The following is a 26,347-nucleotide window of genomic DNA, read 5'->3' as shown; positions in this document are numbered from 1 at the left end:
GTCACGAGCCTCCGGCAAAGGGCGCGGCGTCGCCCCAAAGCGCCCGCACCCTTTCGTCGCGGCCGCAGCCCGCGCGATACAGCTTGTAGGCCTCGGCCTTGGTCTTCGGCCCGAACCGGGTCAGGATCAGGTCGCGGCGGGCAATATCTCGGTCGCGATCTCGGACCCGAGGACCCGCCCGGCCTTCCCCTTTTCGGCCTCTGCCACGCGCCGTTCGGCCGGATCAGAGACGAAAATCGCGGTCCGGTAGGTTTCGCCCCGGTCGCAGAACTGACCGCCCGCATCGGTCGGATCGACCGAACGGAAGAACAGCGCGACCAGCTTTTCATAGCTCACCACGTCCGGGTCGTAGGTAATCTCGACCGCCTCGACATGGCCGGTGCCGCCGCGCGCCACCTGACGATAGGCGGGATGATCGACATGGCCGCCGGTGTAGCCCGAAACGACCTCGCTCACGCCCCGGACCATCTCGAAATCGGCCTCGACGCACCAGAAGCAGCCGCCCGCAAAAATGGCCGTTTCCGGTTCGGCGGCCTGCGCGCGATGGCTCTGCGCCAGATGCCCCAGAAGGATGGCGGCAATCAACAGCGCCGGTTTGACCCTGCCCAGAGAAACACCCATGATCGACCTCCCTTTCCCGGTCGGGTTCCCGGAAAAGGATAGGCTCCGCGCGAAATCGCGCGAAACCCAAAAGCCCGTGAGATCACGAAGGCGGGACCGGCCGCGCCATCGGCCGATCCCGACAGGGCTCAGCCCTTCAGCTTGCGGTTCCGCGTCGCCAGCAGGCGCAGGCGCAGGGCGTTCAGCTTGATGAAGCCCGCCGCGTCCTTCTGGTCGTAGGCGCCGGCGTCGTCCTCGAAGGTGACATGGCTTTCCGAATAAAGCGACGCTTCGGACCAGCGTCCGACAGTGCGGACCGAGCCCTTGTAGAGCTTCAGCCGGACCGTGCCCGAGACGTGCTCCTGGCTCTTGTCGATCAGCGCCTGCAGCATCTCGCGTTCGGGGCTGAACCAGAAGCCGTTATAGATCAGCTCGGCATATTTCGGCATCAGCTCGTCTTTCAGATGCGCCGCCCCGCGGTCGAGCGTGATCTGCTCGATGCCGCGATGGGCCTCGAGAAGGATCGTGCCGCCGGGGGTTTCATAGATGCCGCGCGACTTCATGCCGACGAAGCGGCCCTCGACCAGATCGAGCCGGCCGATGCCGTGCTTGCCGCCCAGCTCGTTCAGCTTGGTCAGGACCGTGGCGGGCGACATCGCCTCGCCGTTGATCGCGACCGCGTCGCCCTTCTCGAAGGTGATCTCGACATATTCGGGCTCGTTCGGCGCCTTTTCGGGGTCAACCGTGCGCTGATAGACATAGTCGGGCGCCTCTTCGGCGGGGTTTTCCAGAACCTTGCCCTCGGAGGAGGTGTGCAGCAGGTTCGCATCGACCGAGAAGGGCGCCTCGCCGCGCTTGTCCTTGGCGATCGGGATCTGGTTTTCCTCGGCGAAGGCCAGCAGCTTGGTCCGGCTGGTCAGCGACCATTCCCGCCAGGGCGCGATCACCTTGATTTCCGGGTTCAGCGCATAGGCCGACAGCTCGAACCGGACCTGGTCGTTGCCCTTGCCGGTGGCGCCATGGGCCACGGCATCGGCGCCGGTCGCCTCGGCGATCTCGATCAGGCGCTTGGAAATCAGCGGCCGCGCGATCGAGGTGCCCAGCAGGTAGAGCCCCTCGTAGACCGCATTGGCGCGGAACATCGGGAAGACGAAGTCGCGCACGAATTCCTCGCGCAGATCCTCGATGAAGATCTCCTTGGCGCCCATCATCTCGGCCTTTTTGCGGGCGGGCTCGAGTTCCTCGCCCTGGCCCAGATCGGCGGTGAAGGTCACCACCTCGCAGCCGTATTCGGTTTGCAGCCATTTCAGGATGATCGACGTGTCGAGACCTCCGGAATAGGCCAGGACGACTTTCTTGGGCGCGGACTTGGGCGCAGACATGGGGCGACCTTTCGTCATTCGGATATCGGGCGGCGGATAGCTCTTTTCCGGGGCCAGAGCAAGGCAACCCGCGCGCAACGGGACGCTTGCGCGCGCAGGGCGAACGCGCCATTGCTGCAGCATGACCGAGTTTGCCGAAAAGGCCCGCGCCGCCGAAAAGGCGATGCGCGCGCTGTTCCCGCCCACACCGCTGCAACGCAACGTGCACCTCTCCGAACGCTACAAGGCCGATATCTGGCTCAAGCGCGAGGATCTCAGCCCGGTGCGGTCCTACAAGCTGCGCGGCGCCTTCAACGCCATGCGCAAGGTGCTGGCGGGCGGGGCCGAGCCGCCGGTCTTCGTCGCGGCCAGCGCGGGCAACCACGCCCAGGGCGTGGCCTTCGCCTGCCGCCATTTCGGCGTCCGGGGCGTGATCTTCATGCCGGTGACGACGCCCGACCAGAAGATCGGCAAGACCCGGATCTTCGGCGGCGACAATATCGAGATCCGCCTGACCGGCGACTATTTCGACAACACGCTGGCCTCGGCCCAGGCCTATTGCCGCGAGGTGGGCGGGCATTTCCTTGCGCCCTTCGACGACGAGGACGTGATCGAGGGGCAGGCGTCGGTCGCGGTCGAGCTGATGTCGGTGCTGTATCACACCCCCGATCTGGTGATCCTGCCGGTGGGCGGCGGCGGTCTGGCGGCCGGTGTCGTGTCCTTCCTGCGTGAGACCGCGCCCGGCATCGGCTTCCGGTTCGTCGAGCCCGTGGGCGGCGCCTCGCTGACCGCCGCGCTGGCCCAGGGCGGGCCAGTGACCCTGCCCAAGGTCGACACCTTCGTCGACGGGGCGGCGGTGGCCCGGATCGGCGCGCGCACCTTCGAGCGGTTGCGCGGGATCGATCCGGCGGATGTGCTGCTGGCGCCCGAGGACCGGATCTGCACCACCATTCTCGATCTGCTGAATGTCGAGGGGATCGTGCTGGAACCCGCCGGCGCGATGTCGGTCGACGTGCTGCCGGGGCTGGCCGAGGAGATCGAGGGCAAGTCGGTGGTCTGCGTCACCTCGGGCGGCAATTTCGATTTCGAGCGGCTGCCCGAAGTGAAGGAACGTGCCCAGCGGTTTTCGGGGGTGAAGAAGTATTTCATCCTGCGGATGCCGCAGCGTCCCGGTGCATTGCGCGATTTCCTCGATCTTCTGGGGCCCGAGGACGATATTGCCCGGTTCGAATATCTGAAGAAATCGGCGCGCAATTTCGGCACCGTCCTGATCGGGATCGAAACGACGGATGCGCGCAATTTCGCGGCCCTTTTCGCGCGGATGGAGGCACAGGGCCTGACCTATCGCGACATCACCGAGGACCCGACGCTCGCCGATTTCCTGATCTGACGGGCGTGCCCGTCAGGTCCAAGGCCCGTCAGGCAACGTCGCGGCGCGTGCGGACCTTGCCCAGAAGCTCGACCTTCGAACTGGCATAGGCCGCGGTCAAGGGCACCAGATCGACGCTCTGGCCCTGGGCCAGCTGGCGTTCGATGCCCTGGCAGAGCACGCAGAAATCCTTGAACCCCAGATTGAGCGCAGAGCCCCGCACGAAATGCAGATCGGCGGCCAGATCGGCCGGGTCGCGCCCCGGGGCCACACGCTCGATCACCTCGTCGACCTCTTCGAGAAAAAGATCGAGCACCTCGTCGAACGCGTCTTCACCGACTTCGTCCCGCAACTCTTCAACACGAGTCCACTCGATCATCGCACATACTCCATCGCCTTGCATATCCACCCAGTCCGGACGCTAGCGGAGACCGCTTAACGGGGTCTTATTCCATACCCGGTCAGATGGGTCTAATTCGCGCGTTCATGGGGCGTTAAGTCGGCGGCTTTATGAACTAAAGCCAGATCAGGACCGGGACCCCCGTGAACGCCCAGCCAGACCCGACGCATCTCGACCCTGCGAAGACCGGCCTCGTACGACTGGTTCTTCTGGTCGATGACAGCCGCCTGCAACGGCGGATCCTGCGCGCGTCGCTGGAACGCTGGGGATATGAGGTCGCCGAATGCGGCTCGGCCGAAGAGGCTTTGGATATCTGCCGCGACCGGCCGGTCGACCTGATCATCAGCGACTGGATGATGCCGGGCATGAACGGCCCCGAATTCTGCCAGGCTTTTCGCGATTTGCCGCGCGAAAGCTATGGCTATTTCATCCTGCTGACCTCGAAATCCGAAACGGTGGAGATGATCCACGGGCTTGATGTCGGGGCCGACGAATTCCTGACCAAGCCGGTCAATGCCAGCGAGTTGCGCGCCCGGATCGCTTCGGGCGAACGCATCCTCCGGATGGAACATCAGCTGCGCGACAAGAACCGCCTGCTGACCGATGCCTTGGGCGAATTGCGCACGCTTTACGACGCGCTCGACCGCGATCTGGTCGAGGCACGCAAGCTTCAGCAATCTCTGGTGCCCGAACGCCACCGCCGGTTCGGCGGGTCCGAGGTGTCGCTGCTGCTGCGCCCCTGCGGCCATGTCGGCGGCGATCTGGTCGGCTTCTTTCCCGCCGGGCCGGGCGAGCTCGGGGTATTCTCGGCCGATGTGTCGGGCCACGGGATCAGTTCGGCCATGCTGACCGCGCGTCTTGCGGGGCTTCTGGGCTCGCGCTCGCCCGACCAGAACATCGCGCTGGAACCCGGGCCCGGCGGCACCTATCGCGCCCGCCCGCCCGCCGAGGTCGCCGCGCATCTCAACCGGCTTTTTCTCGAGGATATCGAGACCGAACATTACTTCACGCTGCTGCTGGCCTTCGTGGCGCTGGACACCGGGCAGATGCGGTTCGTTCAGGCCGGGCATCCGCATCCGGTCGTGCAGCGCGCGGACGGGCGCCTCGACTATCTGGGCGAGGGCGGGCTGCCGCTGGGGCTGATCCCCGGCGCCAGCTTCGACTGCTGCGAGGTCCGGCTTGCGCCGGGCGACCGGGTCCTGCTGGTGTCGGACGGCATCACCGAATGCCCCGCGCCGGACGGCACCCAGCTGGGCGACGACGGCCTGCGCCGCCTGATCGAGGCCAATGCCGCGGCTCGCGGCCCGGCCTTTCTCGATGCGATCCAGGCCGGGCTGACCGCCTTTACCGGCGGACGCAGCGATTTTCCCGACGATGTTTCGGCCGTGCTGTTCGAGTTCGGCTAGCGCGCCAGCCCCAGCCAGCGCCGCACCGCATGGCGGTCGCCAGCATTGCCGAGCTGCCGCGCGGCCACGTCTGCCGGCATCCACAGCGCGGTATGCCCGGGTTCGCTGGGCGGACCGTAGGGGCGGACCGGACGGCCCAGATAGATGGTGCAGAGCTTTTCCGCCCAGATGTCGTATTCGGGCATGTAGGTGAAGCGCCGGAATGCCCCCAGCCGCCGCCGCAACTCGATCTTCCAGCCGGTTTCCTCGAACACCTCGCGATGCAGCGCCTGCAGGGGCGATTCGCCCGGGTCGATGCCTCCGCCGGGCAGCTGGTATTCGGGCACCGGCGCCTGCTGATGGGTGACCAGAAGCAGCCCGTCGCGTTCCAGAAGGGCATAGGCGCCCGGTCTCAGCCGGTACCGCTGGTCCGCCCTGACCGCCTCTCCGAATCGCCGGATCATTGCCGCCTCTTTGTGCTTTCGTTGCCGCGTCTATATAAGGCGGGTATGCCAAGGCCCAGAGCCCAAGGAAACCCCATGTCCATCGGATCGAAGATCGCCTGGGACGATACCGTCCTTCCCTTCCAGCTTGACCGCAGCGACGTTCGCGGGCGGGTCGCCCGACTGGACGGCGTGCTCGACCATGTGCTGGCGCAGCACGACTACCCGCCCGCGATCGAGGCGCTGGTGGCCGAGATGGCGCTGCTGACCGCGCTGATCGGGCAGACCATCAAGCTGCGCTGGAAGCTCAGCCTGCAGGTTCGCGGCGACGGCCCGGCGCGGCTGATCGCGACCGACTACTATGCGCCGTCCGAGGATGGCGCCCCGGCCCGCATCCGTGCCTATGCCAGCTTCGACAAGGACCGGCTGGACCCTTCGGTCGACCCGTTCTCGCAGATCGGGCAGGGTTATTTCGCCGTGCTTCTCGACCAGGGGCCGGGCACGGTGCCCTATCAGGGCATCACGCCCATTGCCGGAGGCGCGCTTTCGGCCTGTGCAGAGACATATTTCGCCCAGTCCGAACAGTTGCCGACCCGCTTCGCGCTGAGCTTCGGGCGGGCGATGCTGCCCGGGTCGGGCAAGGGCGAGCACTGGCGCGCGGGCGGAGTGATGCTGCAGCTGATGCCCAGGGCCTCGATCCCGCAAAGCCCCGAGGGCGGCAGCGGCGAGGAGGGCCTGTTGCAGGCCGAGGACATGCTGGAGGGCGCCCAGGCCGAACACTGGAATCGCGCCAACATCCTGCTCGATACCGTCGAGGAAATCGAACTGGTGGGGCCGCGCGTGCAGCCGACCGACCTTCTGGTGCGGCTCTTCCACGAAGAGCGCCCGCGTGTGTTTGACCCGCAGCCGGTGCAGTTCGGCTGCACCTGTTCCGAGGCGCGGGTTCGGCAGAGCCTGTCGATCTATTCGGCCAAGGATATCGGCCACATGACGACGCCCGAGGGCGTGGTGACCGCCGATTGCCAGTTCTGCGGCGCGCATTACGTGCTCGACCCGGCGACGCTGGGCTTCGAGGCGGAGAAGGACCCCGATGCCGAGTGACCCGTTCGAGGCGCTGGCGGCGGCGCTGGCCCGGCCCGGGCGCGAAACCTCGGACCACGACCTGAACCCGGACTTCGTGCTGCCCGAGGGGCGGGTGCTGCGTCCGGCCGCGGTGCTGGTCGGCCTCGCGCCGGGACCGGCCGGGCTGCAGCTGATCCTGACCAAACGGTCGTCGCGGCTGACCCATCATCCCGGCCAGATCGCCTTTCCGGGCGGCAAGCTGGAGCCGGGCGAACAGCCGGTCGCGGCGGCGCTGCGCGAGGCGCGCGAGGAAATCGGCCTGCCCGAAAGCCATGTCGAGGTGCTGGGCACGATGCCGCCGCACGAGACGGTGACCGGGTTCACCGTGACGCCCGTGCTGGCCCGGCTGCGCCCCGATTTCCTGCGTGTGCCCGAGGCCGGCGAGGTCGACGAGGTCTTCGACGTGCCCTTCGAGCATGTCCGCGACCCCGCCCGGTTTTCGATCCAGTACCGGATCTGGCGCGGCCAGCGGCGCTATTACTACACCGTCCCCTACGGCCCCTATTACATCTGGGGCGCGACCGCCCGCATCCTGCGCGCGCTGGCCGACCGGGTGGAGCCATGACCCGGGTCTTCGGCGACTGGTTCTTTGCCGACCACACCCAGTCGGTCTGCGCGGTACTGACCCGTGCGGGATACAGGGCGCTTTTCGTCGGCGGCTGCGTGCGCAACGCGCTGCTGGGCGTGCCGGTGACCGATATCGACATCGCCACCGATGCCCGGCCCGAAACCGTGATGGCGCTGGCCGAGGCCGCCGGGCTGAAGGCAGTGCCGACCGGGTTCGACCATGGCACGGTCACGGTCGTGGCGGGGCATCTGCCGCATGAGGTCACCACCTTCCGCCGCGATGTCGAGACCTTCGGCCGCCGCGCCGTCGTGGCCTTCGCCGACAGTCCCGAGGAAGACGCGCGCCGCCGCGACTTCACCATGAACGCGATCTACGCGACGCCCGCGGGCGCGGTGATCGATCCCCTTGGCGGTCTTGCGGATCTTGCGGCGCGGCGGGTAAGGTTCATCGACGATGCCGATGCGCGGATCCGCGAGGACTACCTGCGCATCCTGCGCTTCTTCCGGTTTCATGCCTGGTATGGCGATCCCGATGCCGGGCTGGATGCCGACGGTCTGGCAGCTGCGGCCGCGAATTCGGCGGGAATAGAGACGCTGTCGAAGGAGCGGATCGGCGCCGAGATCCGCAAGCTTCTGTCCGCGCCCGATCCTGCGCCCAGCGTCGCGGCGATGGCGGCTGCCGGGGTTCTGGCGCGGACCCTGCCCGGTGCCGATCCGCGCGCCCTGCCGGTTCTCGTTGCCCTTGAACAGGCCGAGGGGCTGCCCCCCGATCCTGTCCGGCGGCTGGCAGCGCTGGGCGGTGAGGCCCCGGCCAGGCGGTTGCGCCTGAGCAAGGCCGAGGCCCGGCGTCTGGACCGGCTGACGGGCGCGGCGGGTCAGTTGGCGGGCGCCGCCGAACTGGCCTACCGGCTGGGGCCCGACATGGCGCGCGATGCGGTGCTGTTACGCTCTGCCGCGCTGGGCCAACCGCTGTCCGGCGATCTGGCATCCGAGCTTGCCCGGGGCACTGAGGCCCGGTTTCCGCTCAGCGCGGCCGACCTGATGCCCGGGTTCGACGGTCCGGCGCTGGGCGCGGCGCTCAAGCGGCTTGAGGCCGACTGGATCGCCTCGGGCTTCCGGCTGAGCGCGGCCGACCTGATCGCCCGCGCCCGGCAGGGATAGGCGCGGGCCGCGCCTCCCTGTTCGCGGGGTGTTCCTCTTGCCCGGCCGCCCCTGTAAGCTCTGCCCGTACCGCACGAGATCCCGCCATGTTCCGCCACTTCGAAAACCTGATCGACCCCTATGCGCCCTATGCGCAGACCGATACGCCGCCGAACCGGCTCTGGCCGTTCCTGGCGGCCTATATGCGCCCGTTCCGCAAGGTCTTCGCGGTCGCCGCGGTGCTGGCTCTGCTGGTGGCCATTGTCGAGATCTGGCTGATCGACGTCATGGGCCGGCTGGTCGACATGCTGTCCTCGGGCACGCCCGGGCAGGTCTGGCAGGATCACGGCCTGTCGCTGATCGGGCTGGCACTGTTCATCCTGATCCTCCGGCCCGCGTTGCAGGCGCTGGACGTGGCGGTGCTGAACAATGCGATCATGCCCAATTTCGGCACCCTGATCCGCTGGCGCGCCCATGCCCATGTGCTGCGCCAGTCGGTCGGCTGGTTCGAGAACGACTTTGCCGGGCGCATCGCCAACCGCCAAATGCAGACGCCTCCCGCCGCGGGCGAGGCGGTGTTCCAGATCTTCGATGCCATCGCCTTTGCCGTGGCCTATGTCGGCGGCGCGCTGGTGCTGCTGGGGCAGGCCGACCCGCGGCTGATGCTGCCGCTTCTGGCCTGGCTTGCGCTTTATGCGGTGCTGGTGCGCTGGACGATGAAGAACATTGCCGTGGCCTCGAAGGCCTCGTCCGACGCGCGCAGCACCGTCACCGGCCGGGTGGTCGACGCTTATACCAACATCCATTCGGTCAAGCTGTTCGCCCATCACGACAGCGAGCTTGGCTATGCCAAGGAGGCGATCGAGGATCTGCGCAAGGCCTTCGGCGCCGAGATGCGGATCATCACCAAGATGGATGTGGCGCTGACCGCGCTGAACGGGTTCCTGATCGTCGGCGTCGTCGGCTGGGCCATCGCGCTGTGGATGCAGGGTCAGGCCAGCGTCGGCGTGGTGGCGGCGGCGACCGCGCTGACGCTGAGGCTGAACGCGATGACCGGCTGGATCATGTGGGCGCTGTCGAGCTTTTTCCGGTCGCTCGGGGTGATCTCGGAAGGGATGGAGACCATCGCCCAGCCGATCGAACTGGTCGATGCGCCGGACGCGACCGCGCTTGAATTCCGCGAGGGCCGGATCGAGATGCGGGCGCTGACGCATCATTACGGGCGCGGGTCGGGCGGGCTCGACCGGATCGATCTGGTGCTGAAACCGGGCGAGAAGGTCGGGCTGGTCGGGCGCTCGGGCGCCGGGAAATCGACCCTCGTCAAGCTGCTGTTGCGGTTCTACGACCCCGAGGGCGGGCAGATCCTGATCGACGGGCAGGACATCACCCGTGTCACCCAGGAAAGCCTGCGCCGCCAGATCGGAATGGTCAGCCAGGACTCCAGCCTGATGCACCGGTCGGTGCGCGACAACATCCTTTACGGCCGCCCAGAGGCCAGCGAGGACGAGATGATCGCGGCGGCGAAGCGCGCCGAGGCGCATGACTTCATCCTCGATCTGCAGGACCCCGACGGGCGGCGCGGCTATGACGCCCATGTCGGCGAGCGCGGCGTCAAGCTGTCGGGCGGTCAGCGGCAGCGGGTGGCGCTGGCTCGGGTGATCCTGAAGGACGCGCCGATCCTGGTGCTGGACGAAGCGACCTCGGCGCTCGATTCCGAGGTCGAGGCGGTGATCCAGAAGACGCTTTACGGGGTGATGGAGGGCAAGACCGTGATCGCCATCGCGCACCGGCTGTCGACCATCGCGCATATGGACCGGATCGTGGTTCTGGACGGCGGCCACATCGCCGAGGACGGGACCCATGCCGCCTTGCTGGCGAAGGACGGGCTTTACGCGCGGTTCTGGGCGCGGCAGTCGGGCGGTTTCATCGGAACGGAGGCGGCCGAGTGAGCCATCTGGTCGAACGGCTGTCGCTGAAGGGCGAGGGGCTGACCGGCGACGGTCTGACGGTGGCCTTGGCGCTGCCCGGAGAAGAGGTCGAGGGCGAAGCCGAAGGCGGCCGCATTGCCCGGCCCCGGATCGTGACGCCGGTCGCAGACCGGGTGCGGCCGCCCTGCCGCCATTTCGCCTCTTGCGGCGGCTGCGCGCTGCAGCACGGGTCCGACGCCTTCGTGGCGGGCTGGAAGACGCAGGTCGTCGAACGGGCGCTCGCGGGGCAGGGGCTTGCGGCGCCGGTGCGGCCGATCCTGACCTCGCCGCCCGCCAGCCGCCGCCGCGCCGTGCTGGCCGGGCGGCGCACCAAGAAGGGCGTTCTTGTGGGCTTTCACGCCCGTGCCTCGGACGTGGTGACCGAGATCCCGGATTGCCGGTTGCTGCATCCCGACCTGATGGCGGCGTTGCCGGCCGCTGCCGCCGCGACCCTTCTGGGCGCCTCGCGCAAGGGGGCGCTGGCGATCACGGTGACCCGGTCGGAAGACGGGGTCGACATGGCGGTGGCCGAGGCCAAGCCGCTGGACACCGTGCTTCGGATCGACCTGGCGGCGCTGGCCGAGACCCACGATCTGGCACGGCTAAGCTGGAACGGCGAGCAACTGGCCGAACGCCGCCCGCCGCGTCAGGCCATGGGGCGGGCTCATGTGGTGCCCCCGGCGGGTGCCTTCCTGCAGGCGACCGAGGCGGGTCAGGCGGCGCTGACCCAGGCGGTGCGCGAGGCGCTGGGCGGCGCGCGCCGGGTCGCCGACCTGTTCGCGGGGGCGGGGACCTTCGCTCTGCCGCTGGCCGAAAGCGCCGAGGTGCAGGCGGTCGAGGGATCGGCGGCGATGCTGGCCGCGCTCGACCGGGGCTGGCGCGGTGCGCCGGGGTTGAAACGGGTGACGACCGAGGCGCGCGACCTGTTCCGCCGCCCGCTGCTGCCGGTCGAGCTGGCCCGGGTCGAGGCCGTGGTCATCGACCCGCCGCGTGCCGGGGCCGAGGCGCAATGCGCCGAGATCGCCCGGTCGGATCTGGGGCGTGTGGCGATGGTCTCGTGCAATCCGGTGACCTTCGCACGCGATGCGAAACGGCTCTGTTCCGGCGGATTCCGGCTGGACTGGGTGCAGCCGGTCGACCAGTTCCGCTGGTCGGGCCATGTCGAGCTGGCGGCGCAGTTCTCGCGCTGATCGCGCTTTTGGCCGTTCGCCGCTTGCGCTAGACTGGTTCGAAACAGCAAGGGCGCGAGCAGACCCCAATGATCGACCGACGTGCGTTTCTGACGCTGACCGCCATGGCGGCCCTTGCGGGCTGCAGTTCGAAGTTCAAGACCTATGACGGGCCCGAGGTCACCCGGGTCGTGGTCATGAAGGGGCAGCGGATGCTGTACCTGCTGCACCACGATCAGGTGCTGAAGGCCTATCGCATTTCGCTGGGCTATGCCCCGGTCGGCGACAAGCAGATCGAGGGCGACGGCAAGACCCCGGAGGGGCGCTATTACATCGACCGCCGCAATCCCAACAGCGAGTTCCACCTGTCGATCGGGATTTCCTATCCGAACGAGGCCGATATCGAAGAGGCCAAGGCGCTGGGCAAGAAACCGGGCGGCGACATCTTCATTCACGGACGCGCCCGCAAGAACCGGCGCCGCAAGGGCGACTGGACGGCCGGGTGCATCTCGGTCACCGATGCCGAGATGGAGGACATCTATGCGATGGTCCGCGACGGCACGGTGATCGACATCTTCCCCTGATCGCCGCGCCGCGAGGCGGGACCTTGCGGCCCCGCCGACGCCGGGGTCAGGCGCCGGACCCGGCTGCGGTGCGCTGTCCGGTGACCAGCGTCCACCAGATCTTGCCGTTCATTTCCTGATAGAAGGCGAAGCCCAGATCGGTCGCCTGCGGATCGAGGATGATGTTCCGGGTATCGGATTCCTCCATCCAGGCGGCCAGCGTCTCCAGCTCGGTCTCGTAGGTTTCCGAGATGTCCTCGCCGCGCAGCTGGCCCTGATAGCCCGCACGGGCCACCCGGTCGAGCGGCGACGACCCGTCCGAGCCGAAATGCCATGGGCGGTTCTGCACCGACATGTCGCGCGAATGGGTGGCGGCCGCTGCGTTCAGCCGCGAATCGAGCTCGAGCGGCGCGAGGCCCCGCGCCTGGCGCAGCGCATTGATCGAGTCGAGCATGCGGTACTGGATCTTGCCCTGGTCGGAACGCGAGATCCGGTAGACCGTCGGCAGAGGCTTGCCGTCGGGACCGATGCGAACCTCTCCTCCGGTCGAGCAGGCGGAGAGCGCGAAAAGTACGGCCACGAGGCCCAAAGCCGGTCGTATCATAAGAAAAACCCCAAGAGTCGGTCTTTTGGTCTTTAGCCGCTTGTGCAGGCGTGTTCAAACCCTTCGCGCGGCGATCCGCCGGGAGTGACGCCGGTTTGAATTGCTCCGCCCGATGGGTAACCTTATGGTCAGCCCGAACTTCCAGAAAAGACGCGACATTCGGAGCGCAATATGACGACCCGTTCGACCCGCGGCCTGACCCGCCGCCATTTCCTCGCCGGTACGGCCCTTGCCGTCACTGCCGGACCTGCCCTCGCCAACACCACCGAGATGGAGCCCGATCTGACCGACATGGTGCGGCGCAACATCTCGAGCTTCCGGGCGCTCGACTGGCATCCCTATTTCTCGAACCTGAAGAACGGCGCGATCCTGGTGGACACCACCTCGCGCGCGCTGCATTTCTGGTCGGAGGACGGTTCGATCTACAAGCTGTACCCGACCTCTGTGCCCCTGTCCGAAGACCTGACCCGGCGCGGCCGCACCAGCGTCGTGCGCAAGGTCGAGGGGCCGGAATGGCGGCCGACGCCGGCGATGAAACAGCGCAACCCCGAATGGCCGGACTATGTGCCGCCGGGGCCGGACAACCCGCTGGGAACCCACGCGCTTTATCTGGGGTGGACCTACTACCGGATCCATGGCACCCATGACACCCGCAAGATCGGACGCCGGTCGTCGAACGGCTGCATCGGCCTTTACAACGAGCACATCGCCGAGCTTTTCGGCCTGGCCAAGGTGGGCACACAGGTGTTGCTAATTTGACGACATCCGGGACGTCTTTGGGTCAAGCTGTTCCGGTCGATTGCAAGAATCCGGGGCCATCCCTTACAGAGAAATTACATGTGTAGGATGCCGCGAAGGGGAGAGTCCCTGCGCTGCTGTTACAGGAGAGACAGATGAAGAAAATCGCCCTTGCCGCCGCCTTCGCGGTTGCCGCCACCTCCGCCTTTGCCGGCGGCTACTCCGAGCCGATGATCGAGCCGGAAGTGATCGCTCAGGACACCTCGTCCTCGGCCCAAGGCATCCTGGTGCCGGTTCTGGCCCTGATCCTCATCGCCGCCGTCGCGTCGAACTGAGATCCGTCCGCAAGGACACGAAAAAGGCGGTGGCCGGGAGCCACCGCCTTTTTTGTTGTCTGCTGTCCAGGCGACCGGGGCGCAGCCGCGGCGGCGGCAGGTCGACTCAGTCGGCCCAGCCGCGCAGATTGGCCTTCACGATCTCGCCCAGCGCCCGGATATGGGCGTCGTCGTCGTTGAGGCAGGGAATGTAGGTGAACTTCTCGCCGCCCGCCTCCTCGAAGCTCTCGCAGATCTCTTCGTTGATCTCCTCGAGCGTCTCGATGCAGTCGGCCGAGAAGGCCGGCGCGATCACCGCGATCCGTTTCTTGCCGGCCTGCGCCAGCCGCGCCACCTCTTCGACGGTGTAGGGCTGCAGCCATTCCTCGGGGCCGAAGCGCGACTGGAAGGTCGTGGTGATGCGGCTGTCATCCCATCCGAGCCGTTCTTTCAGCAGCCGCGTCGTCTTGAGGCAATGGCAGTGATAGGGGTCGCCCTCGGTCAGATAGCGCTGCGGCACCCCGTGATAGGAACAGACTAGGATGTCGGGTTCGTGCTCGGCCGCGGCATAGGCCCGCTCGACCGAGGCGGCCAGCGCCGAAATGTAAAGCGGGTTGTCGAAATAGGTGCTGACGGTGCGCACGTCAGGCTGCCATTTCTCGTCCATCAGCGCCTTGAAGAAGCTGTCGCAGGCGGTGGCCGAGGTGGTGCCGGAATATTGCGGGTAAAGCGGGAAGAACAGGATCTTCTGACAGCCCTTTTCCAGCAGCGACCGGACCCGGGCGCGGGTCGAGGGGTTGCCGTAGCGCATGCAGAAATCGACCACGACGCGGTCGCCATAGGTCGCCTTCAGCTCGGCGGCCAGCTTGACGGTCTGCGATTTGGTGATCGTCATCAGCGGGCTTTCGTCGGCCTCGTGATTCCAGATCGACCGGTAGTTCTCGCCCGACGCGAAGGGCCGCTTTGTCAGTACCACCAGCTGCAGGAGCGGTTGCCAGACCCAGGGCGAATAGTCGATCACCCGCTTGTCGGACAGGAATTCGTTCAGATACCGGCGCATCGACCAGTAGTCATAGCCGTCCGGTGTGCCCAGATTGGCCAGCAGCACACCGACTCGCGCCGGCGGCACCAGCGGGTGGTCGTCGGGCCCGTGCAGGGGCCGTGTTTCAGTCAGACCGGAAGCCGCGGGTTTCCGCCCGTCCTGGTTGGAATCGAACATCGCCTTGGTCCCGGTATCGCGTCTGTCGAGCCTCAAACTCTGAATCCTCCCGGAAATATACAGATTTGAACGCAGGTCAATCGGAACTGCCGCTGTCGCCGGAGCCCGGGCGCGGCGTGTGCGCGCCCAGTGCGTCGGCTAGGCGCATGCGCGCCGAGCCGGGTTTCAATGCCTGCGGTTGGGTTTCTGCAGGCGCCCACCCGGCAAGGTAGATCATTTCGACCGTCGCGGGGATGCGGCCATCCGGCATGGTATGGATTTCCGCATAGCGCCGGGCGGCCTCGTCGAACAGCCGTCGCGGCGCGGGCCGACGGTGGCGGGCGGCCAGCGCGTTGGTCTCGCCCATCGCGCGCAGGTCGTGAAGAAGCGCGTTGAGATTGGCGTAAGTTACAGACATCTCAGCGCAATCCGCCACAGGCAGGGCCAGCCCGGCGCGCTGCAACAGCCCGCCCGCGTCGCGGATTTCGGCCATCGGCAGCACCCGGGGCGAGAGCCCGCCCAGGGTGGCGGTCTCGGCCTCGGCCAAAGCGCTGCGCAGCTCGTGCAGGCTGCGGCCGCCGAACAGGACCCCCAGGAACAGCCCGTCGGGTTTCAGCGCGCGGCGGCACTGGATCAGCTGGCCGACCGGGTCGTCTGACCAGTGCAGCGCGAGGGCGTGAATCACGAGATCGTGCGCGCCGGGGTCCAACGTCAGGGTCTCGTCGGCGGCCACCAGCCGCGCCGAGGGCAGGATGTCGGCCCAGGGCGTTTCGAACGGGGTCACGACGGCCGGGGCCGTAAAGGTTCTGTTAACCTCGTTCAGCCTCTCCTTGATCTCGGCGGCCGCTGCCTCGTGCAGGAACAGCGCGGGCCCCGCCCTGAGGGCCCGGGCGCGGTGCAGCGCCAGGGCGTGGCGGTCGGTCAGGTCGGGCGGTCGGGTCATCTTGGCTCCGGCAGGTTGCCCGGCGCTATGTAGGGGACGAGGCCGATGTTGCAAAGCGCCCTGCGACTCATCTACCCGCCCCGCTGCGTCGCCTGCGGCGAGCCGGTCGAAAGCGATCACGCGCTTTGTGCCCGCTGCTGGGGCGAGCTGGACTTCGTGACCGGTCTGCTCTGCGATGCCTGCGGGGTGCCCTTGCCCGGCGAGGATGCGGGCGATCCGGTCTGGTGCGACGACTGTCTCGCTGCGCCCCGGCCCTGGAGCCGGGGGCGGGCGGCACTGCTGTATCGGGGGCGCGCACGCGGTCTGGTGCTGGCCTTCAAGCATGGCGACCGGACCGACCTGACCCGGGCCGCGGCGGGTTGGATGCTGCGCGCCGGGCGGCCGATCCTCGGTCCGGGGATGCTGGTCGCGCCGGTGCCGCTGCATCGCTGGCGGCTTCTGCAGCGGCGCTACAACCAGTCGGCGCTGCTGTCGCGCGGCGTGGCCGAGGGGGCGGGGGCCGAGCATTGCCCCGATCTGCTGGTCCGCATCCGCGCCACCCGCCCGCAGGAAGGCATGAGTGCCGAGGCCCGCGCCGCGAACCAGGCCGGGGCGATGGCGGTCGAGCCGCGGCATCGCGGACGGGTTCCGGGCCGAACGGTTTTGTTGATCGACGATGTGATGACATCGGGCGCGACGCTCGGCGCTGCGGCCGGGGCCTGTCTGGCCGCCGGGGCGGCCGAGGTCCGGGTGCTGGTCCTGGCCCGCGTTGCGAAAGCCGAGTAAAGACCTATAGTCTCGGCAAAACGTCAGGAGCCGCGATGCAACCGGTTGAAATCTACACGACGTCCAGCTGCGGGTACTGCCATGCCGCCAAGCGGCTGCTGGACAGCAAGGGCGTGTCCTACGCCGAGATCGACGTGACCGCCGATCCGGGCCTCCGCCAGGAGATGATGGAACGCGCCAATGGCGGCTATACCGTGCCGCAGATCTTCGTCGGCGCGACCCATGTCGGCGGCTGCGACGATCTTTACGAGCTCGACCGGGCGGGCAAGCTCGACCCGCTTCTGGCAGGATAGGCCGATGCGCGCGGCACTGATCCAGCTGACCTCCTCGGACCTGCCGGACGAGAATATCGGTCTGGTGCGCGAGCTGATGCGCGAGGCGGTCGCGGGCGGCGCCGATCTGATCCTGACCCCCGAAGTGACCAACTGCCTGTCGCCCAGCCGGGCCCGGCAGAACGAGGTGCTGAAAGAAGAGGCAGACGACCCGACGCTGGCGGCGCTGCGGCAAGAGGCCGCGTCGCTTGGGATCTGGCTGCTGATCGGGTCGCTCGGGCTGAAGACGTCGGACCCTGACGGCCGCTTTGCCAACCGGTCCTTCCTGATCGGGCCGGGCGGCGCCATCGCGGCGCGCTACGACAAGATCCACATGTTCGATGTCGAGATCAGCGAGACCGAAACCTTCCGCGAATCCGGCGGCTACCGGCCCGGGACGCGCGCGGTGGTGGCGCCGACGCCCTTCGGCACGATGGGTCTGGCGATCTGCTACGACCTGCGCTTTCCGCATCTCTTCCGCGCGCTGGCCCATGCCGGGGCCGAGATCCTGACCGTGCCCGCCGCCTTTTCGCCGGTGACCGGCGCCGCCCATTGGGAGCCGCTGTTGCGCGCCCGGGCCATCGAGAATGGCTGTTACGTGCTGGCGCCCGCGCAATGCGGGGTGCATCCGGCGGCCGAGGGGCGGCCCCGGCGCACCCACGGGCACAGCCTGGCGGTGTCGCCCTGGGGCGAGGTGCTGGCCGATGGCGGCGAGGCGCCGGGCATCGTCTATGTCGATCTCGACCGCGAGGAGGTCGCCCGGGCCCGGGCGCGAGTGCCCTCGATCTTCCACGACCGGGACTTCGAGGCGCCGTGAGCGAGATCAGCGAGAGCCTGGTCGTGACGCTGTTCAGCGAGATCTTCATGGCAGATCAGCTGGCCCGGAACCGGATCTCGAAGGCCTTGCCCAAGGGCATGGAAATCAGCCATTTTTCGGTGCTGAACCATTTGGCGCGGCTGAATGAGGAACGCAGCCCGGCGCAGCTGGCGGCCGCGTTTCACGTCACCCGTGGGGCGATGACCAACACGCTGACCCGGCTGGAATGGGCCGGGCATGTGCATATCCGGCCCGACTGGGACGATGCGCGGCGCAAGATGGTGTCGATCAGCCCGTCCGGCCGGTCGGCGCGCGAGGCCGCGATCCAGGCGGTGGCGCCGGTACTGGCCGAGGCGGTGGCCGATATCGGCGAGGATCGGCTGAAGGCGGCGCTGCCGGTCCTGAGGATGCTTCGCCAGAAGCTGGAAGGCTAGGGCGGCCCGGCCGCCCCGCAGGGCATCAGGCCGGTTTGCGTGCGGCGGTGACGTAGTTCACCGACAGGTCGCGGCTTGAAATCGACCAGTCCCAGGTCAGCGGGTTGAAGACGAAGCCGCTGCGGTCCAGCACCTTCAGCCCGGCCTGTTCCAGCAGCCCGCACAGCTCGTCCGGGGTGATGAACTTCTGGTATTCGTGGGTGCCTTTCGGCAGCCAGCGCATCACGTATTCGGCGCCCAGGATGGTCATCACGAAGGCCTTGGGGTTGCGGTTGATGGTCGAACACAGATGCAACCCGCCCGGTTTCAGAAGCTCGCGGCAGGCGGTCAGATAGGCCAGCGGATCGGCCACATGTTCCACCACTTCCATGTTCAGCACCACGTCGAAGCGTTCGCCCGCGGCGGCCAGCGCCTCGGCGGTGGTGTGGCGGTAATCGATGGTCAGCCCCGACTGTTCGGCATGAATCCGCGCGACCGGGATGTTGCGTTCGGCGGCATCGGCACCCACGACCTCTGCGCCGAGACGCGCCATCGGTTCGGATAGAAGCCCGCCGCCGCAGCCGATATCGAGCAGCCGAAGCCCCTTGAACGGCGCCTCAAGGCTCAGATCGCGGTCGAATTCCGCGGCGATCTGGCGCGTGATGTAGTCCAGCCGGCAGGGGTTCAACATGTGCAGCGGCTTGAATTTTCCGGCCGGGTCCCACCATTCGGCGGCCATGGCCTCGAATTTCGCGACTTCTGAAGGGTCGACGGTTGTCTCTGCAGCTTGCATCGCGGGCTCCGTTCCTGTCTTCTGTCTGCACCCCCCTTGGGGGGTCGGTTCCCGGGGTTATATAGACGGGTCATGGACAAATCCGCAGGCCAAAAGCGCGCATCGCAGCATCTTTACCCGCCGATCGACCCGTTCGATCAGCGGATGCTGGAGGTTGGCGAAGGGCACCGGATCTATGTGGAACAATGCGGGCACCCGAGGGGCATTCCCGTGATCGTGCTGCATGGCGGACCCGGCGGTGGCTGCAGCCCGGCGATGCGGCGCTATTTCGATCCCGCCGAATTCCGGATCGTCCTGTTCGATCAGCGCGGCTGCGGACGGTCTCGGCCCCATGCCAGCGTGACCTCGAACACCACCTGGCATCTGATCGCGGATATCGAGAAGATCCGCGCCGAGCTGGGGATCGACCGCTGGGTGCTGTTTGGCGGCAGCTGGGGCGCGACGCTGGCGCTGGCTTATGCCCAGACCCATCCCGCACAGGTCGCGTATATGGCCCTGCGCGGCGTCTTCCTGATGACTCGGGCCGAGCTTGACTGGTTCTATGGCGGCGGCGCCGGGCAGTTCTGGCCCGATCTCTGGGCGCGGTTTTCCGACCTTATCCCGGCCGATGAGCGGTCCGACATGATTGCCGCCTATCACCGTCGCCTCTTTTCCGGCGACATGATGATGGAAACCCGGCATGCGCGGGCCTGGGCCGCCTGGGAAAACGCGCTGGCCTCGATCGAGCACGAGGGCCCCGCCGGCGAGGCGCCCGCCGACTACGCCCGCGCTTTCGCGCGTCTCGAGAACCACTATTTCATGAATCGCGGCTTTCTCGACCGCGACGGGCAGTTGCTGGACGACGTGCCGCTGATTTCGCATATCCCGGCGACCATCGTGCAGGGCCGCTATGACATGGTCTGCCCGCCCACCTCGGCCTTCCGGCTGGCCGAACGCTGGAGCCGGGCCGATCTCAAGATGGTGCCGATGGCCGGGCACGCCCTGTCCGAGCCGGGAATCAGTGCCGAACTGGTGCGCACGATGCGCGGCGTCCAGCGGCAGGCCGGGCTTCTGGGGCTGTAGCGCATGCATGTGAATGCCCGTTTCTGGGATCGTCTGGCGCCCCGCTATGCCCGGATGCAGGTCCGCGACCCCGATGCCTATGAACGCAAGCTGGCGATGACGCGGGCCTTCCTTGGCCCCGAGGCGCAGGTCTTCGAATTCGGCTGCGGCACCGGCACGACGGCGTTGAAGCACGCCCCCCATGCGGGCCATGTCACCGCCATCGACTGCGCCCCCGCGATGATCGGGATCGCACGGCAGAAGGCGGCCGAAGCCGGTATCGGCAATGTCGAGTTCCGGGTCGGCGATCTGGCCGACATGCCCGACAGCCCCGGCGCCTACGACATGGTGATGGCCCATAACGTGTTGCATCTGCTGCCGGATCGGTCGGGCGCGCTGGCCCGCGTGCGCCGAATGCTGAAACCCGGTGGGGTGTTCGTGTCCTCGACCGCCTGCGCGGCGGGGGCGCCGCGACTCTTCCGCTGGGTGGCGAAAGCGGGCCATGCGCTGGGGCTCTTGCCGCTTTTCAACCTGCTGACCGCCGACGGGCTGCGGGCCGAGATCGCGGCGGCGGGGTTCGAGATCGTCGAGGACTGGCGCCCCGAAGGGGGCCGCGCGCCGGTGCTGTTCCTGATCGCGCGCAAGCCCGCCTGACGCGTTCACCTCAATGGGCACGCGACAGTCTCTTGCCTTTCCGGTGCCGCAGGCGTATATCGCCATTCAACAACGGCGGTTCGGCGTCCAAACCCGAACCTCCTCCGGATGAGTTTGTGCGGGCCGTTGGCCCGCTTTTTTGTTTCTGGAACGCTGCCCCATGTCCGACCTCATTGCCAAGACTGCCATCGACCGGCGCCTGGCCGAGATCCTGACCCCGGTGATCGAGGGGATGGGCTTCGAGCTGGTGCGCGTCCGCCTGATGGGCGGCAAGACCAAGACCCTGCAGGTGATGGCCGAGCGGCCAGATGGCGGGATCGAGGTCGACGATTGCGCCAAGATCTCGACCGCGATTTCGGCCGTGCTCGATGTCGAGGACCCGATCGAGGAAGCCTATACGCTGGAGGTGTCCTCGCCGGGCATCGACCGACCCTTGACCCGGCTCAAGGACTTCGAGACCTGGGACGGCTACGAAGCCAAGCTGGAGACCGCCGAAATGATCGACGGCCGCCGCCGCTTCAAGGGCATGCTGCAGGGCGTCGAGGACGGCGAGGTGCTGATCGAGATCGACGGCCCCGAAGGCGAGCCGGTGATCATCGGACTGCAATATGGCTGGCTGTCGGATGCCAAGCTGGTGCTGACCGACGAACTGATCCGCGAGATGCTGAAGGCGCGCAAGGATGCGGGCCTCATCGACGAGAGCGACTTTGACGAGATCGAGACGGACGACGGGTCCGTCCCGCAGGAGGACTGAGACATGGCGATTACCTCTGCCAACCAGCTCGAACTGTTGCAGACCGCCGAGGCGGTGGCGCGCGAGAAGATGATCGACCCCGATCTGGTCGTGCAGGCGATGGAAGAGTCGCTCGCCCGGGCCGCCAAGTCGCGCTACGGCTCGGAAATGGACATTCGCGTGTCGATCGACCGCAAGACCGGCCGCGCCACCTTCACCCGGGTCCGCACCGTGGTCGAGGACGAGGCGCTGGAAAACTATCAGGCCGAGCTGACCGTCAAGCAGGCCAAGCAGTATCTGGCCGATCCGCAGATCGGCGATACGGTCGTTGACGAGGTACCGCCGGTCGAGCTGGGCCGGATCGCCGCGCAAAGCGCCAAGCAGGTCATCCTGCAGAAGGTCCGCGAGGCCGAGCGCGACCGTCAATACGACGAATTCAAGGACCGCGCGGGCACCATCATCAACGGTCAGGTCAAGCGCGAGGAATACGGCAACGTCATCGTCGATATCGGCCGGGGCGAGGGCATCCTGCGCCGCAACGAGAAGATCGGCCGCGAAAGCTATCGCCCGAACGACCGCATCCGCTGCTACATCAAGGACGTGCGCCGCGAGACCCGCGGCCCGCAGGTCTTCCTCAGCCGCACCGCGCCGGAATTCATGGCCGAGCTGTTCAAGATGGAAGTGCCGGAAATCTACGACGGCATCATCGAGATCAAGGCCGTGGCCCGCGACCCGGGCTCGCGCGCCAAGATCGCCGTCATCTCTTATGACAACTCGATCGACCCCGTGGGCGCCTGTGTCGGGATGCGCGGCAGCCGCGTTCAGGCGGTGGTGAACGAACTCCAGGGTGAGAAAATCGACATCATTCCGTGGAATGAAGATCAGGCGACGTTCCTCGTGAACGCGCTGCAGCCGGCCGAGGTCTCGAAAGTCGTGATCGACGAAGAGGCCGGCAAGATCGAGGTGGTGGTGCCCGACGAACAGCTGAGCCTCGCCATCGGGCGTCGCGGCCAGAACGTGCGTCTGGCCAGCCAGCTGACCGGGCTCGACATCGACATCATGACCGAGGCCGAGGAAAGCCAGCGCCGTCAGGCCGAGTTCGAGGAACGCACCCGGCTGTTCATGGACACGCTGGATCTGGACGAGTTCTTTGCCCAGCTGCTGGTGTCCGAAGGCTTCACCAATCTCGAAGAGGTCGCCTATGTCGATCTCGACGAGCTTCTGGTGATCGACGGCGTCGACGAGGATACCGCGGGCGAGCTTCAGGCCCGGGCCCGCGACCATCTGGAAGAGATGAACCGCAAGGCGCTGGAACATGCCCGCGAACTGGGTGTCGAGGACAGCCTGGTTGACTTTGAGGGCCTGACACCCCAGATGATCGAGGCCTTGGCTCTCGACGGCGTCAAGACGCTTGAGGATTTCGCGACCTGCGCCGACTGGGAACTTGCCGGTGGCTGGACCTCGGTCAATGGCGAGCGGGTCAAGGACGAGGGGATCCTCGAAAAATTCGACGTCTCTCTGGAAGAAGCCCAGACCCTGGTGATGACGGCGCGCGTCCAGCTTGGCTGGGTCGATCCGTCTGAGCTGGAGCCGGACGCCGACCCCGAAGAGGACGCCGGCGAGGAGGAGGCCGAGGCCTGAGGCCCGGCCCCGGAGACCGGACATGGCCCGAGGCGGTGCAGGCAGATCGGCCGACGAGCCGGAGCGGCGGTGCATCGCCACGGGCGAGGTGGCGCCGAAGGCCGGGCTGATCCGGTTCGTGGTCGGCCCCGAAGACGAGGCGGTGCCCGATTTGCTGGGCAAGCTTCCGGGCCGCGGCATGTGGGTCGCGGCCGACCGTGACGCATTGGAAAAGGCGGCGAAGAAGCGCCTGTTCTCGCGTGCGGCGAAACGGCAGGTGGCGGTGCCCGGGGATCTGCTGGAGCAGGTCGAGGCGGGATTGCTGCGCCGGGTGGTCGACAGCCTGTCGCTGGCCCGCAAGGCCGGGCTTGCGGTGGCGGGGTTCGAGAAGGCGAAAGGCTGGCTGGACAGTGGGCAGGCAATTGTCCTGATCCAGGCCAGCGACGGGTCGGAGCGGGGCAAGACCAAGCTTCGCCCGCCCCGCGATGAGGGTGGATTCATTGGCTGTCTGACGGCCCGGGAATTGGGTTTGGCTTTCGGTCGGGAACATGTGATACATGGCGCGCTTGCGGCTGGCGGACTCACGGAACGTGTAGTAGAGGATGCCGCCAAGCTTTCGGGCGTACGCAAGAAAGACGGGGGAGGGACCCCCGGAAAGGGTTGAAGACCTTATGGACGATACTGACGGCAAGAAGACATTGGGTTTGCGCGGGAGTTCGCGGTCCGGCCAGGTGAAGCAGAGCTTCTCGCATGGCCGCACCAAGAACGTGGTCGTCGAGACCAAGCGCAAGCGCGTCGTCGTGCCCAAGCCGGGAGCCGCCAAGTCTGGCGGCGGGGCCGGGGGCGGACATGCCGGAGGCGATCCGTCCAGGCGCCCGGCCGGGATTTCCGACGCCGAGATGGAGCGTCGGCTGAAGGCGCTTCAGGCTGCCAAGGCGCGCGAGGCTGACGAGGCCCGCCAACGCGCGGAAGACGAGCGTCAGCGCGAGGAAGAGCGCCAGCGCCGCCGCGAGGAGGCCGAGGCGAAGGAGCGCGAACAGCGCGAGATCGAAGAGGCCGCGCGCCGCAAGGTCGAAGAGGAAGAGCGCCGGAAGCGCGAGGAAGAGGAAGCCGCCAAGGTCAAGGCGGCGGCCGCCGAACGCGCGGCCGCAGCACCGGCTGCGTCGGCCAAGCCCGCTGCGGCCGGTGCTGCCGCGCCCGCTGCCGATGGCGATGCGCAGCGCGCGGCCGCCAAGACCGCGTCGCCCCGCAAGGTCGACCGCGAGCGCGAAGGCGCCGACGACCGTCCGGGTCGCGGCAAGACCACGGCCGCCAAGGGCGACCGCCGCTCTGGCAAGCTGACTGTCAGCCAGGCGCTGACCGGCGGCGAGGGCGGACGTCAACGCTCGCTCGCCGCGATGAAACGCAAGCAGGAGCGCATGCGCCAGAAGGCGATGGGCGGTGCCGACAAGCACGAGAAGGTCGTGCGCGACGTGCAGGTGCCGGAAACCATCGTGGTGCAGGAACTGGCCAACCGGATGGCGGAACGTGCCGCCGACGTGGTCAAGTCGCTCATGCAGATGGGCATGATGGTCACCCAGAACCAGTCGATCGACGCGGATACCGCGGAACTGATCGTCGAGGAATTCGGCCACAAGGTCGTCCGCGTTTCGGATGCCGACGTGGAACAGGTGATCGACACCGTCGAGGACAAGGCCGAAGACCTTCAGCCGCGCCCGCCGGTCATCACCATCATGGGCCATGTCGACCACGGCAAGACCTCGCTTCTGGACGCAATCCGCGATGCCAAGGTGGTCGCGGGCGAGGCTGGCGGCATCACCCAGCATATCGGCGCCTATCAGGTGACCACCGATAGCGGAGCGGTGCTGAGCTTCCTCGACACGCCCGGCCACGCGGCCTTCACCTCGATGCGGGCACGTGGCGCGCAGGTCACGGATATCGTGGTTCTGGTGGTCGCGGCCGACGACGCGGTGATGCCGCAGACGGTCGAGGCGATCAACCACGCCAAGGCCGCCGGTGTGCCGATGATCGTGGCGATCAACAAATGCGACAAGCCTTCGGCCAACCCGCAAAAGGTCCGGACCGACCTTCTGCAGCATGAGGTCGTCGTCGAAGAGATGTCGGGCGATGTGCAGGATGTCGAGGTTTCGGCGCTGACCGGCAAGGGGCTCGACGAGCTGCTTGAGGCCATCGCGCTGCAGGCCGAGATTCTCGAGCTGAAGGCCAACCCCGAACGCCAGGCCATGGGCGCGGTGATCGAGGCGCAGCTTGACGTGGGCCGCGGCCCGGTTGCGACCGTTCTGGTGCAGAACGGCACGCTGAAGCAGGGCGACATCTTCGTTGCCGGCGAACAGTGGGGCAAGGTCCGCGCGCTGGTCAACGACAAGGGCGAGCGCGTGAAATCCGCCGGTCCGTCGGTTCCGGTCGAGGTGCTGGGCCTGAACGGCACGCCCGAAGCGGGCGACGTGCTGAACGTGGTCGAGACCGAGGCCCAGGCCCGCGAGATTGCCGAATACCGTCAGCAGGCCGCCAAGGACAAGCGCGCCGCTGCGGGGGCCGCGACCACGCTCGACCAGCTTCTGGCCAAGGCCAAGGAAGACGCCAACGTGGCCGAACTGCCGATCCTGGTGAAGGCCGACGTGCAGGGCTCTGCCGAGGCCATCGTCCAGGCGATGGAAAAGATCGGCAACGACGAGGTGCGCGTGCGCGTGCTGCATGCCGGTGTCGGTGCGATCACCGAAACCGATGTGGGTCTGGCCGAAGCCTCGGGCGCGCCGATCATCGGCTTCAACGTCCGGGCCAACGCGCCGGCGCGGAACGCCGCGAACCAGAAGGGCGTGGAGCTGCGCTATTACAGCGTGATCTACGATCTGGTGGACGACGTGAAAGCGGCGGCCTCGGGCCTGTTGTCGAACGAGATCCGCGAGAACTTCATCGGCTACGCGCAGATCAAGGAGGTCTTCAAGGTCTCGGGCGTCGGCAAGGTCGCGGGCTGTCTGGTCACCGAGGGCGTTGCCCGCCGGTCGGCCGGGGTGCGCCTGCTGCGCGACGACGTGGTGATCCACGAAGGCACGCTGAAGACGCTGAAACGCTTCAAGGACGAAGTCGCCGAGGTCCAGTCGGGCCAGGAATGCGGCATGGCCTTCGAGAATTACGACGACGTTCGCGCAGGCGATGTCATCGAGATCTTCGAACGCCAGGAAGTCGTGCGCACGCTGTCCTGATCGGGCCTGATCGGATCAGATGTCGACACTGGAAATGGAAGGGGCGCTGCGAGCGCCCCTTTTCGTTCTGGTGAGTGGGGTGGGGGAATGGGG

Annotated in this window: 27 protein-coding genes and 1 pseudogene; 20 read left to right on the top strand and 8 right to left on the bottom strand. The window is 67.3% G+C overall.

Annotation, left to right across the window (positions count from 1 at the left end; translation table 11 throughout):
• Position 1: 1 nt before the first annotated feature.
• Positions 2–621, bottom strand: a pseudogene (gene msrA / locus BYZ73_RS05535) (peptide-methionine (S)-S-oxide reductase MsrA).
• A 128-nt stretch (positions 622–749) separates the two neighbouring features.
• The gene (locus tag BYZ73_RS05530) at positions 750–1,982 is read right to left on the bottom strand and encodes an argininosuccinate synthase (protein WP_112315206.1); all 1,233 of its coding nucleotides are present in this window, start codon (positions 1,980–1,982) and stop codon (positions 750–752) included.
• Positions 1,983–2,103: 121 nt separating this feature from the next.
• Between BYZ73_RS05530 and ilvA the strand changes: the two genes are divergently transcribed.
• Positions 2,104–3,351: a threonine ammonia-lyase IlvA gene (gene ilvA, locus BYZ73_RS05525; protein ID WP_112315205.1), complete on the top strand. Its 1,248-nt coding sequence runs from the start codon at positions 2,104–2,106 to the stop codon at positions 3,349–3,351.
• Between the two features lie 28 nt (positions 3,352–3,379).
• Here ilvA and BYZ73_RS05520 read toward each other — a convergent pair whose 3' ends face one another.
• Positions 3,380–3,709: an Hpt domain-containing protein gene (locus BYZ73_RS05520; RefSeq protein WP_108025662.1), complete on the bottom strand. Its 330-nt coding sequence runs from the start codon at positions 3,707–3,709 to the stop codon at positions 3,380–3,382.
• A 164-nt stretch (positions 3,710–3,873) separates the two neighbouring features.
• Between BYZ73_RS05520 and BYZ73_RS05515 the strand changes: the two genes are divergently transcribed.
• Positions 3,874–5,136, top strand: coding sequence for a PP2C family protein-serine/threonine phosphatase (locus BYZ73_RS05515; RefSeq protein ID WP_245943059.1), 1,263 nt, complete (start codon positions 3,874–3,876; stop codon positions 5,134–5,136).
• Here BYZ73_RS05515 and BYZ73_RS05510 read toward each other — a convergent pair.
• Positions 5,133–5,579, bottom strand: a complete 447-nt coding sequence (locus tag BYZ73_RS05510; protein WP_108025660.1) for an NUDIX hydrolase — start codon at positions 5,577–5,579, stop codon at positions 5,133–5,135. The two genes, BYZ73_RS05515 and BYZ73_RS05510, sit on opposite strands and share 4 nt — an antisense overlap.
• A gap of 75 nt (positions 5,580–5,654) precedes the next feature.
• Between BYZ73_RS05510 and hslO the strand changes: the two genes are divergently transcribed.
• The 6 genes from hslO to BYZ73_RS05480 all read left to right on the top strand — a co-directional run bounded on the left by hslO (position 5,655) and on the right by BYZ73_RS05480 (position 12,107).
• On the top strand, positions 5,655–6,659 hold the full coding sequence (hslO, locus tag BYZ73_RS05505; RefSeq protein ID WP_112315204.1) for an Hsp33 family molecular chaperone HslO: 1,005 nt from the start codon (positions 5,655–5,657) through the stop codon (positions 6,657–6,659).
• Positions 6,649–7,245, top strand: coding sequence for an NUDIX hydrolase (locus BYZ73_RS05500; RefSeq protein ID WP_112315203.1), 597 nt, complete (start codon positions 6,649–6,651; stop codon positions 7,243–7,245). Before hslO ends, BYZ73_RS05500 begins: the two co-directional genes overlap by 11 nt.
• Positions 7,242–8,408 carry a CCA tRNA nucleotidyltransferase gene (locus BYZ73_RS05495; RefSeq protein ID WP_112315202.1) on the top strand — a complete coding sequence of 389 codons (1,167 nt, stop codon included), beginning with the start codon at positions 7,242–7,244 and terminating at the stop codon, positions 8,406–8,408. The genes BYZ73_RS05500 and BYZ73_RS05495 overlap by 4 nt, the downstream gene beginning before the upstream one ends.
• Before the next feature lie 86 nt (positions 8,409–8,494).
• The gene (locus BYZ73_RS05490) at positions 8,495–10,336 is read left to right on the top strand and encodes an ABC transporter ATP-binding protein (RefSeq protein ID WP_112315201.1); all 1,842 of its coding nucleotides are present in this window, start codon (positions 8,495–8,497) and stop codon (positions 10,334–10,336) included.
• Positions 10,333–11,544 carry a class I SAM-dependent RNA methyltransferase gene (locus BYZ73_RS05485; protein ID WP_112315200.1) on the top strand — a complete coding sequence of 404 codons (1,212 nt, stop codon included), beginning with the start codon at positions 10,333–10,335 and terminating at the stop codon, positions 11,542–11,544. Before BYZ73_RS05490 ends, BYZ73_RS05485 begins: the two co-directional genes overlap by 4 nt.
• A gap of 68 nt (positions 11,545–11,612) precedes the next feature.
• A complete protein-coding gene (locus tag BYZ73_RS05480; protein WP_108025648.1) occupies positions 11,613–12,107 on the top strand; it encodes a L,D-transpeptidase family protein in 495 nt (164 codons plus the stop codon).
• Positions 12,108–12,153: 46 nt separating this feature from the next.
• On the opposite strand, the gene dalA is transcribed toward BYZ73_RS05480, so the two are convergent.
• Positions 12,154–12,690, bottom strand: coding sequence for a divisome-associated lipoprotein DalA (gene dalA, locus BYZ73_RS05475; protein WP_112315199.1), 537 nt, complete (start codon positions 12,688–12,690; stop codon positions 12,154–12,156).
• A 171-nt stretch (positions 12,691–12,861) separates the two neighbouring features.
• Between dalA and BYZ73_RS05470 the strand changes: the two genes are divergently transcribed.
• Positions 12,862–13,449, top strand: a complete 588-nt coding sequence (locus BYZ73_RS05470) for a L,D-transpeptidase (RefSeq protein WP_108025644.1) — start codon at positions 12,862–12,864, stop codon at positions 13,447–13,449.
• 134 nt (positions 13,450–13,583) lie between these two features.
• Positions 13,584–13,763 carry a hypothetical protein gene (locus tag BYZ73_RS05465; RefSeq protein ID WP_075784163.1) on the top strand — a complete coding sequence of 60 codons (180 nt, stop codon included), beginning with the start codon at positions 13,584–13,586 and terminating at the stop codon, positions 13,761–13,763.
• Between the two features lie 106 nt (positions 13,764–13,869).
• On the opposite strand, the gene hemH is transcribed toward BYZ73_RS05465, so the two are convergent.
• Entirely contained in the window at positions 13,870–14,961 is a 1,092-nt protein-coding gene (gene hemH / locus BYZ73_RS05460) for a ferrochelatase (protein WP_181497979.1), read from the bottom strand.
• A gap of 76 nt (positions 14,962–15,037) precedes the next feature.
• Positions 15,038–15,883 (bottom strand): methyltransferase domain-containing protein, encoded by an 846-nt coding sequence (locus tag BYZ73_RS05455; protein ID WP_112315198.1) that lies wholly within the window; start codon positions 15,881–15,883, stop codon positions 15,038–15,040.
• A gap of 45 nt (positions 15,884–15,928) precedes the next feature.
• Between BYZ73_RS05455 and BYZ73_RS05450 the strand changes: the two genes are divergently transcribed.
• Genes BYZ73_RS05450 through BYZ73_RS05435 form a run of 4 tightly spaced genes read left to right on the top strand, consistent with a single transcriptional unit; the run spans position 15,929 to position 18,210 of the window.
• Positions 15,929–16,648, top strand: coding sequence for a double zinc ribbon domain-containing protein (locus BYZ73_RS05450; RefSeq protein ID WP_112315197.1), 720 nt, complete (start codon positions 15,929–15,931; stop codon positions 16,646–16,648).
• A 35-nt stretch (positions 16,649–16,683) separates the two neighbouring features.
• Positions 16,684–16,941 carry a glutaredoxin 3 gene (gene grxC, locus BYZ73_RS05445; protein WP_108025638.1) on the top strand — a complete coding sequence of 86 codons (258 nt, stop codon included), beginning with the start codon at positions 16,684–16,686 and terminating at the stop codon, positions 16,939–16,941.
• 4 nt (positions 16,942–16,945) lie between these two features.
• On the top strand, positions 16,946–17,776 hold the full coding sequence (locus tag BYZ73_RS05440) for a carbon-nitrogen hydrolase family protein (RefSeq protein WP_112315196.1): 831 nt from the start codon (positions 16,946–16,948) through the stop codon (positions 17,774–17,776).
• 47 nt (positions 17,777–17,823) lie between these two features.
• Complete coding sequence (locus tag BYZ73_RS05435; protein ID WP_237399701.1) at positions 17,824–18,210, top strand: MarR family winged helix-turn-helix transcriptional regulator; 387 nt, start codon at positions 17,824–17,826, stop codon at positions 18,208–18,210.
• Positions 18,211–18,235: 25 nt separating this feature from the next.
• On the opposite strand, the gene ubiG is transcribed toward BYZ73_RS05435, so the two are convergent.
• Complete coding sequence (ubiG, locus tag BYZ73_RS05430) at positions 18,236–18,982, bottom strand: bifunctional 2-polyprenyl-6-hydroxyphenol methylase/3-demethylubiquinol 3-O-methyltransferase UbiG (RefSeq protein ID WP_112315195.1); 747 nt, start codon at positions 18,980–18,982, stop codon at positions 18,236–18,238.
• 72 nt (positions 18,983–19,054) lie between these two features.
• Between ubiG and pip the strand changes: the two genes are divergently transcribed.
• The 6 genes from pip to infB all read left to right on the top strand — a co-directional run bounded on the left by pip (position 19,055) and on the right by infB (position 26,254).
• On the top strand, positions 19,055–20,044 hold the full coding sequence (gene pip, locus BYZ73_RS05425) for a prolyl aminopeptidase (RefSeq protein ID WP_112315194.1): 990 nt from the start codon (positions 19,055–19,057) through the stop codon (positions 20,042–20,044).
• Between the two features lie 3 nt (positions 20,045–20,047).
• Positions 20,048–20,677, top strand: coding sequence for a class I SAM-dependent methyltransferase (locus BYZ73_RS05420; protein ID WP_112315193.1), 630 nt, complete (start codon positions 20,048–20,050; stop codon positions 20,675–20,677).
• A gap of 160 nt (positions 20,678–20,837) precedes the next feature.
• Complete coding sequence (gene rimP / locus BYZ73_RS05415) at positions 20,838–21,431, top strand: ribosome maturation factor RimP (protein WP_108025626.1); 594 nt, start codon at positions 20,838–20,840, stop codon at positions 21,429–21,431.
• 3 nt (positions 21,432–21,434) lie between these two features.
• Positions 21,435–23,051, top strand: coding sequence for a transcription termination factor NusA (gene nusA / locus BYZ73_RS05410; RefSeq protein WP_108025624.1), 1,617 nt, complete (start codon positions 21,435–21,437; stop codon positions 23,049–23,051).
• Positions 23,052–23,073: 22 nt separating this feature from the next.
• Positions 23,074–23,694 (top strand): RNA-binding protein, encoded by a 621-nt coding sequence (locus BYZ73_RS05405; protein WP_108025622.1) that lies wholly within the window; start codon positions 23,074–23,076, stop codon positions 23,692–23,694.
• A 7-nt stretch (positions 23,695–23,701) separates the two neighbouring features.
• Entirely contained in the window at positions 23,702–26,254 is a 2,553-nt protein-coding gene (infB, locus tag BYZ73_RS05400) for a translation initiation factor IF-2 (protein WP_108025620.1), read from the top strand.
• The last annotated feature ends 93 nt before the right edge of the window (positions 26,255–26,347 follow it).

It is taken from the genome of Rhodovulum viride (genome assembly GCF_003265965.1).
GTDB lineage: Bacteria > Pseudomonadota > Alphaproteobacteria > Rhodobacterales > Rhodobacteraceae > Rhodovulum > Rhodovulum kholense.
This window is presented reverse-complemented; position numbering and strand designations above follow the sequence as displayed.

Bases quoted from the DNA above. Each gene is read 5' to 3' on its own strand.
- ilvA (WP_112315205.1), top strand. From the start codon at position 2,104: ATGACCGAGTTTGCCGAAAAGGCCCGCGCCGCCGAAAAGGCGATGCGC.
- BYZ73_RS05495 (WP_112315202.1), top strand. From the start codon at position 7,242: ATGACCCGGGTCTTCGGCGACTGGTTCTTTGCCGACCACACCCAGTCG.
- hemH (WP_181497979.1), bottom strand. From the start codon at position 14,961: ATGTTCGATTCCAACCAGGACGGGCGGAAACCCGCGGCTTCCGGTCTG.
- rimP (WP_108025626.1), top strand. From the start codon at position 20,838: ATGTCCGACCTCATTGCCAAGACTGCCATCGACCGGCGCCTGGCCGAG.
- infB (WP_108025620.1), top strand. From the start codon at position 23,702: ATGGACGATACTGACGGCAAGAAGACATTGGGTTTGCGCGGGAGTTCG.
- BYZ73_RS05480 (WP_108025648.1), top strand. From the start codon at position 11,613: ATGATCGACCGACGTGCGTTTCTGACGCTGACCGCCATGGCGGCCCTT.
- BYZ73_RS05405 (WP_108025622.1), top strand. From the start codon at position 23,074: ATGGCCCGAGGCGGTGCAGGCAGATCGGCCGACGAGCCGGAGCGGCGG.
- BYZ73_RS05440 (WP_112315196.1), top strand. From the start codon at position 16,946: ATGCGCGCGGCACTGATCCAGCTGACCTCCTCGGACCTGCCGGACGAG.
- dalA (WP_112315199.1), bottom strand. From the start codon at position 12,690: ATGATACGACCGGCTTTGGGCCTCGTGGCCGTACTTTTCGCGCTCTCC.
- pip (WP_112315194.1), top strand. From the start codon at position 19,055: ATGGACAAATCCGCAGGCCAAAAGCGCGCATCGCAGCATCTTTACCCG.
- ubiG (WP_112315195.1), bottom strand. From the start codon at position 18,982: ATGCAAGCTGCAGAGACAACCGTCGACCCTTCAGAAGTCGCGAAATTC.
- grxC (WP_108025638.1), top strand. From the start codon at position 16,684: ATGCAACCGGTTGAAATCTACACGACGTCCAGCTGCGGGTACTGCCAT.
- hslO (WP_112315204.1), top strand. From the start codon at position 5,655: ATGTCCATCGGATCGAAGATCGCCTGGGACGATACCGTCCTTCCCTTC.
- BYZ73_RS05500 (WP_112315203.1), top strand. From the start codon at position 6,649: ATGCCGAGTGACCCGTTCGAGGCGCTGGCGGCGGCGCTGGCCCGGCCC.
- BYZ73_RS05520 (WP_108025662.1), bottom strand. From the start codon at position 3,709: ATGATCGAGTGGACTCGTGTTGAAGAGTTGCGGGACGAAGTCGGTGAA.
- BYZ73_RS05465 (WP_075784163.1), top strand. From the start codon at position 13,584: ATGAAGAAAATCGCCCTTGCCGCCGCCTTCGCGGTTGCCGCCACCTCC.
- BYZ73_RS05530 (WP_112315206.1), bottom strand. From the start codon at position 1,982: ATGTCTGCGCCCAAGTCCGCGCCCAAGAAAGTCGTCCTGGCCTATTCC.
- BYZ73_RS05510 (WP_108025660.1), bottom strand. From the start codon at position 5,579: ATGATCCGGCGATTCGGAGAGGCGGTCAGGGCGGACCAGCGGTACCGG.
- BYZ73_RS05450 (WP_112315197.1), top strand. From the start codon at position 15,929: ATGTTGCAAAGCGCCCTGCGACTCATCTACCCGCCCCGCTGCGTCGCC.
- BYZ73_RS05420 (WP_112315193.1), top strand. From the start codon at position 20,048: ATGCATGTGAATGCCCGTTTCTGGGATCGTCTGGCGCCCCGCTATGCC.
- BYZ73_RS05470 (WP_108025644.1), top strand. From the start codon at position 12,862: ATGACGACCCGTTCGACCCGCGGCCTGACCCGCCGCCATTTCCTCGCC.
- nusA (WP_108025624.1), top strand. From the start codon at position 21,435: ATGGCGATTACCTCTGCCAACCAGCTCGAACTGTTGCAGACCGCCGAG.
- BYZ73_RS05455 (WP_112315198.1), bottom strand. From the start codon at position 15,883: ATGACCCGACCGCCCGACCTGACCGACCGCCACGCCCTGGCGCTGCAC.
- BYZ73_RS05435 (WP_237399701.1), top strand. From the start codon at position 17,824: ATGGCAGATCAGCTGGCCCGGAACCGGATCTCGAAGGCCTTGCCCAAG.
- BYZ73_RS05490 (WP_112315201.1), top strand. From the start codon at position 8,495: ATGTTCCGCCACTTCGAAAACCTGATCGACCCCTATGCGCCCTATGCG.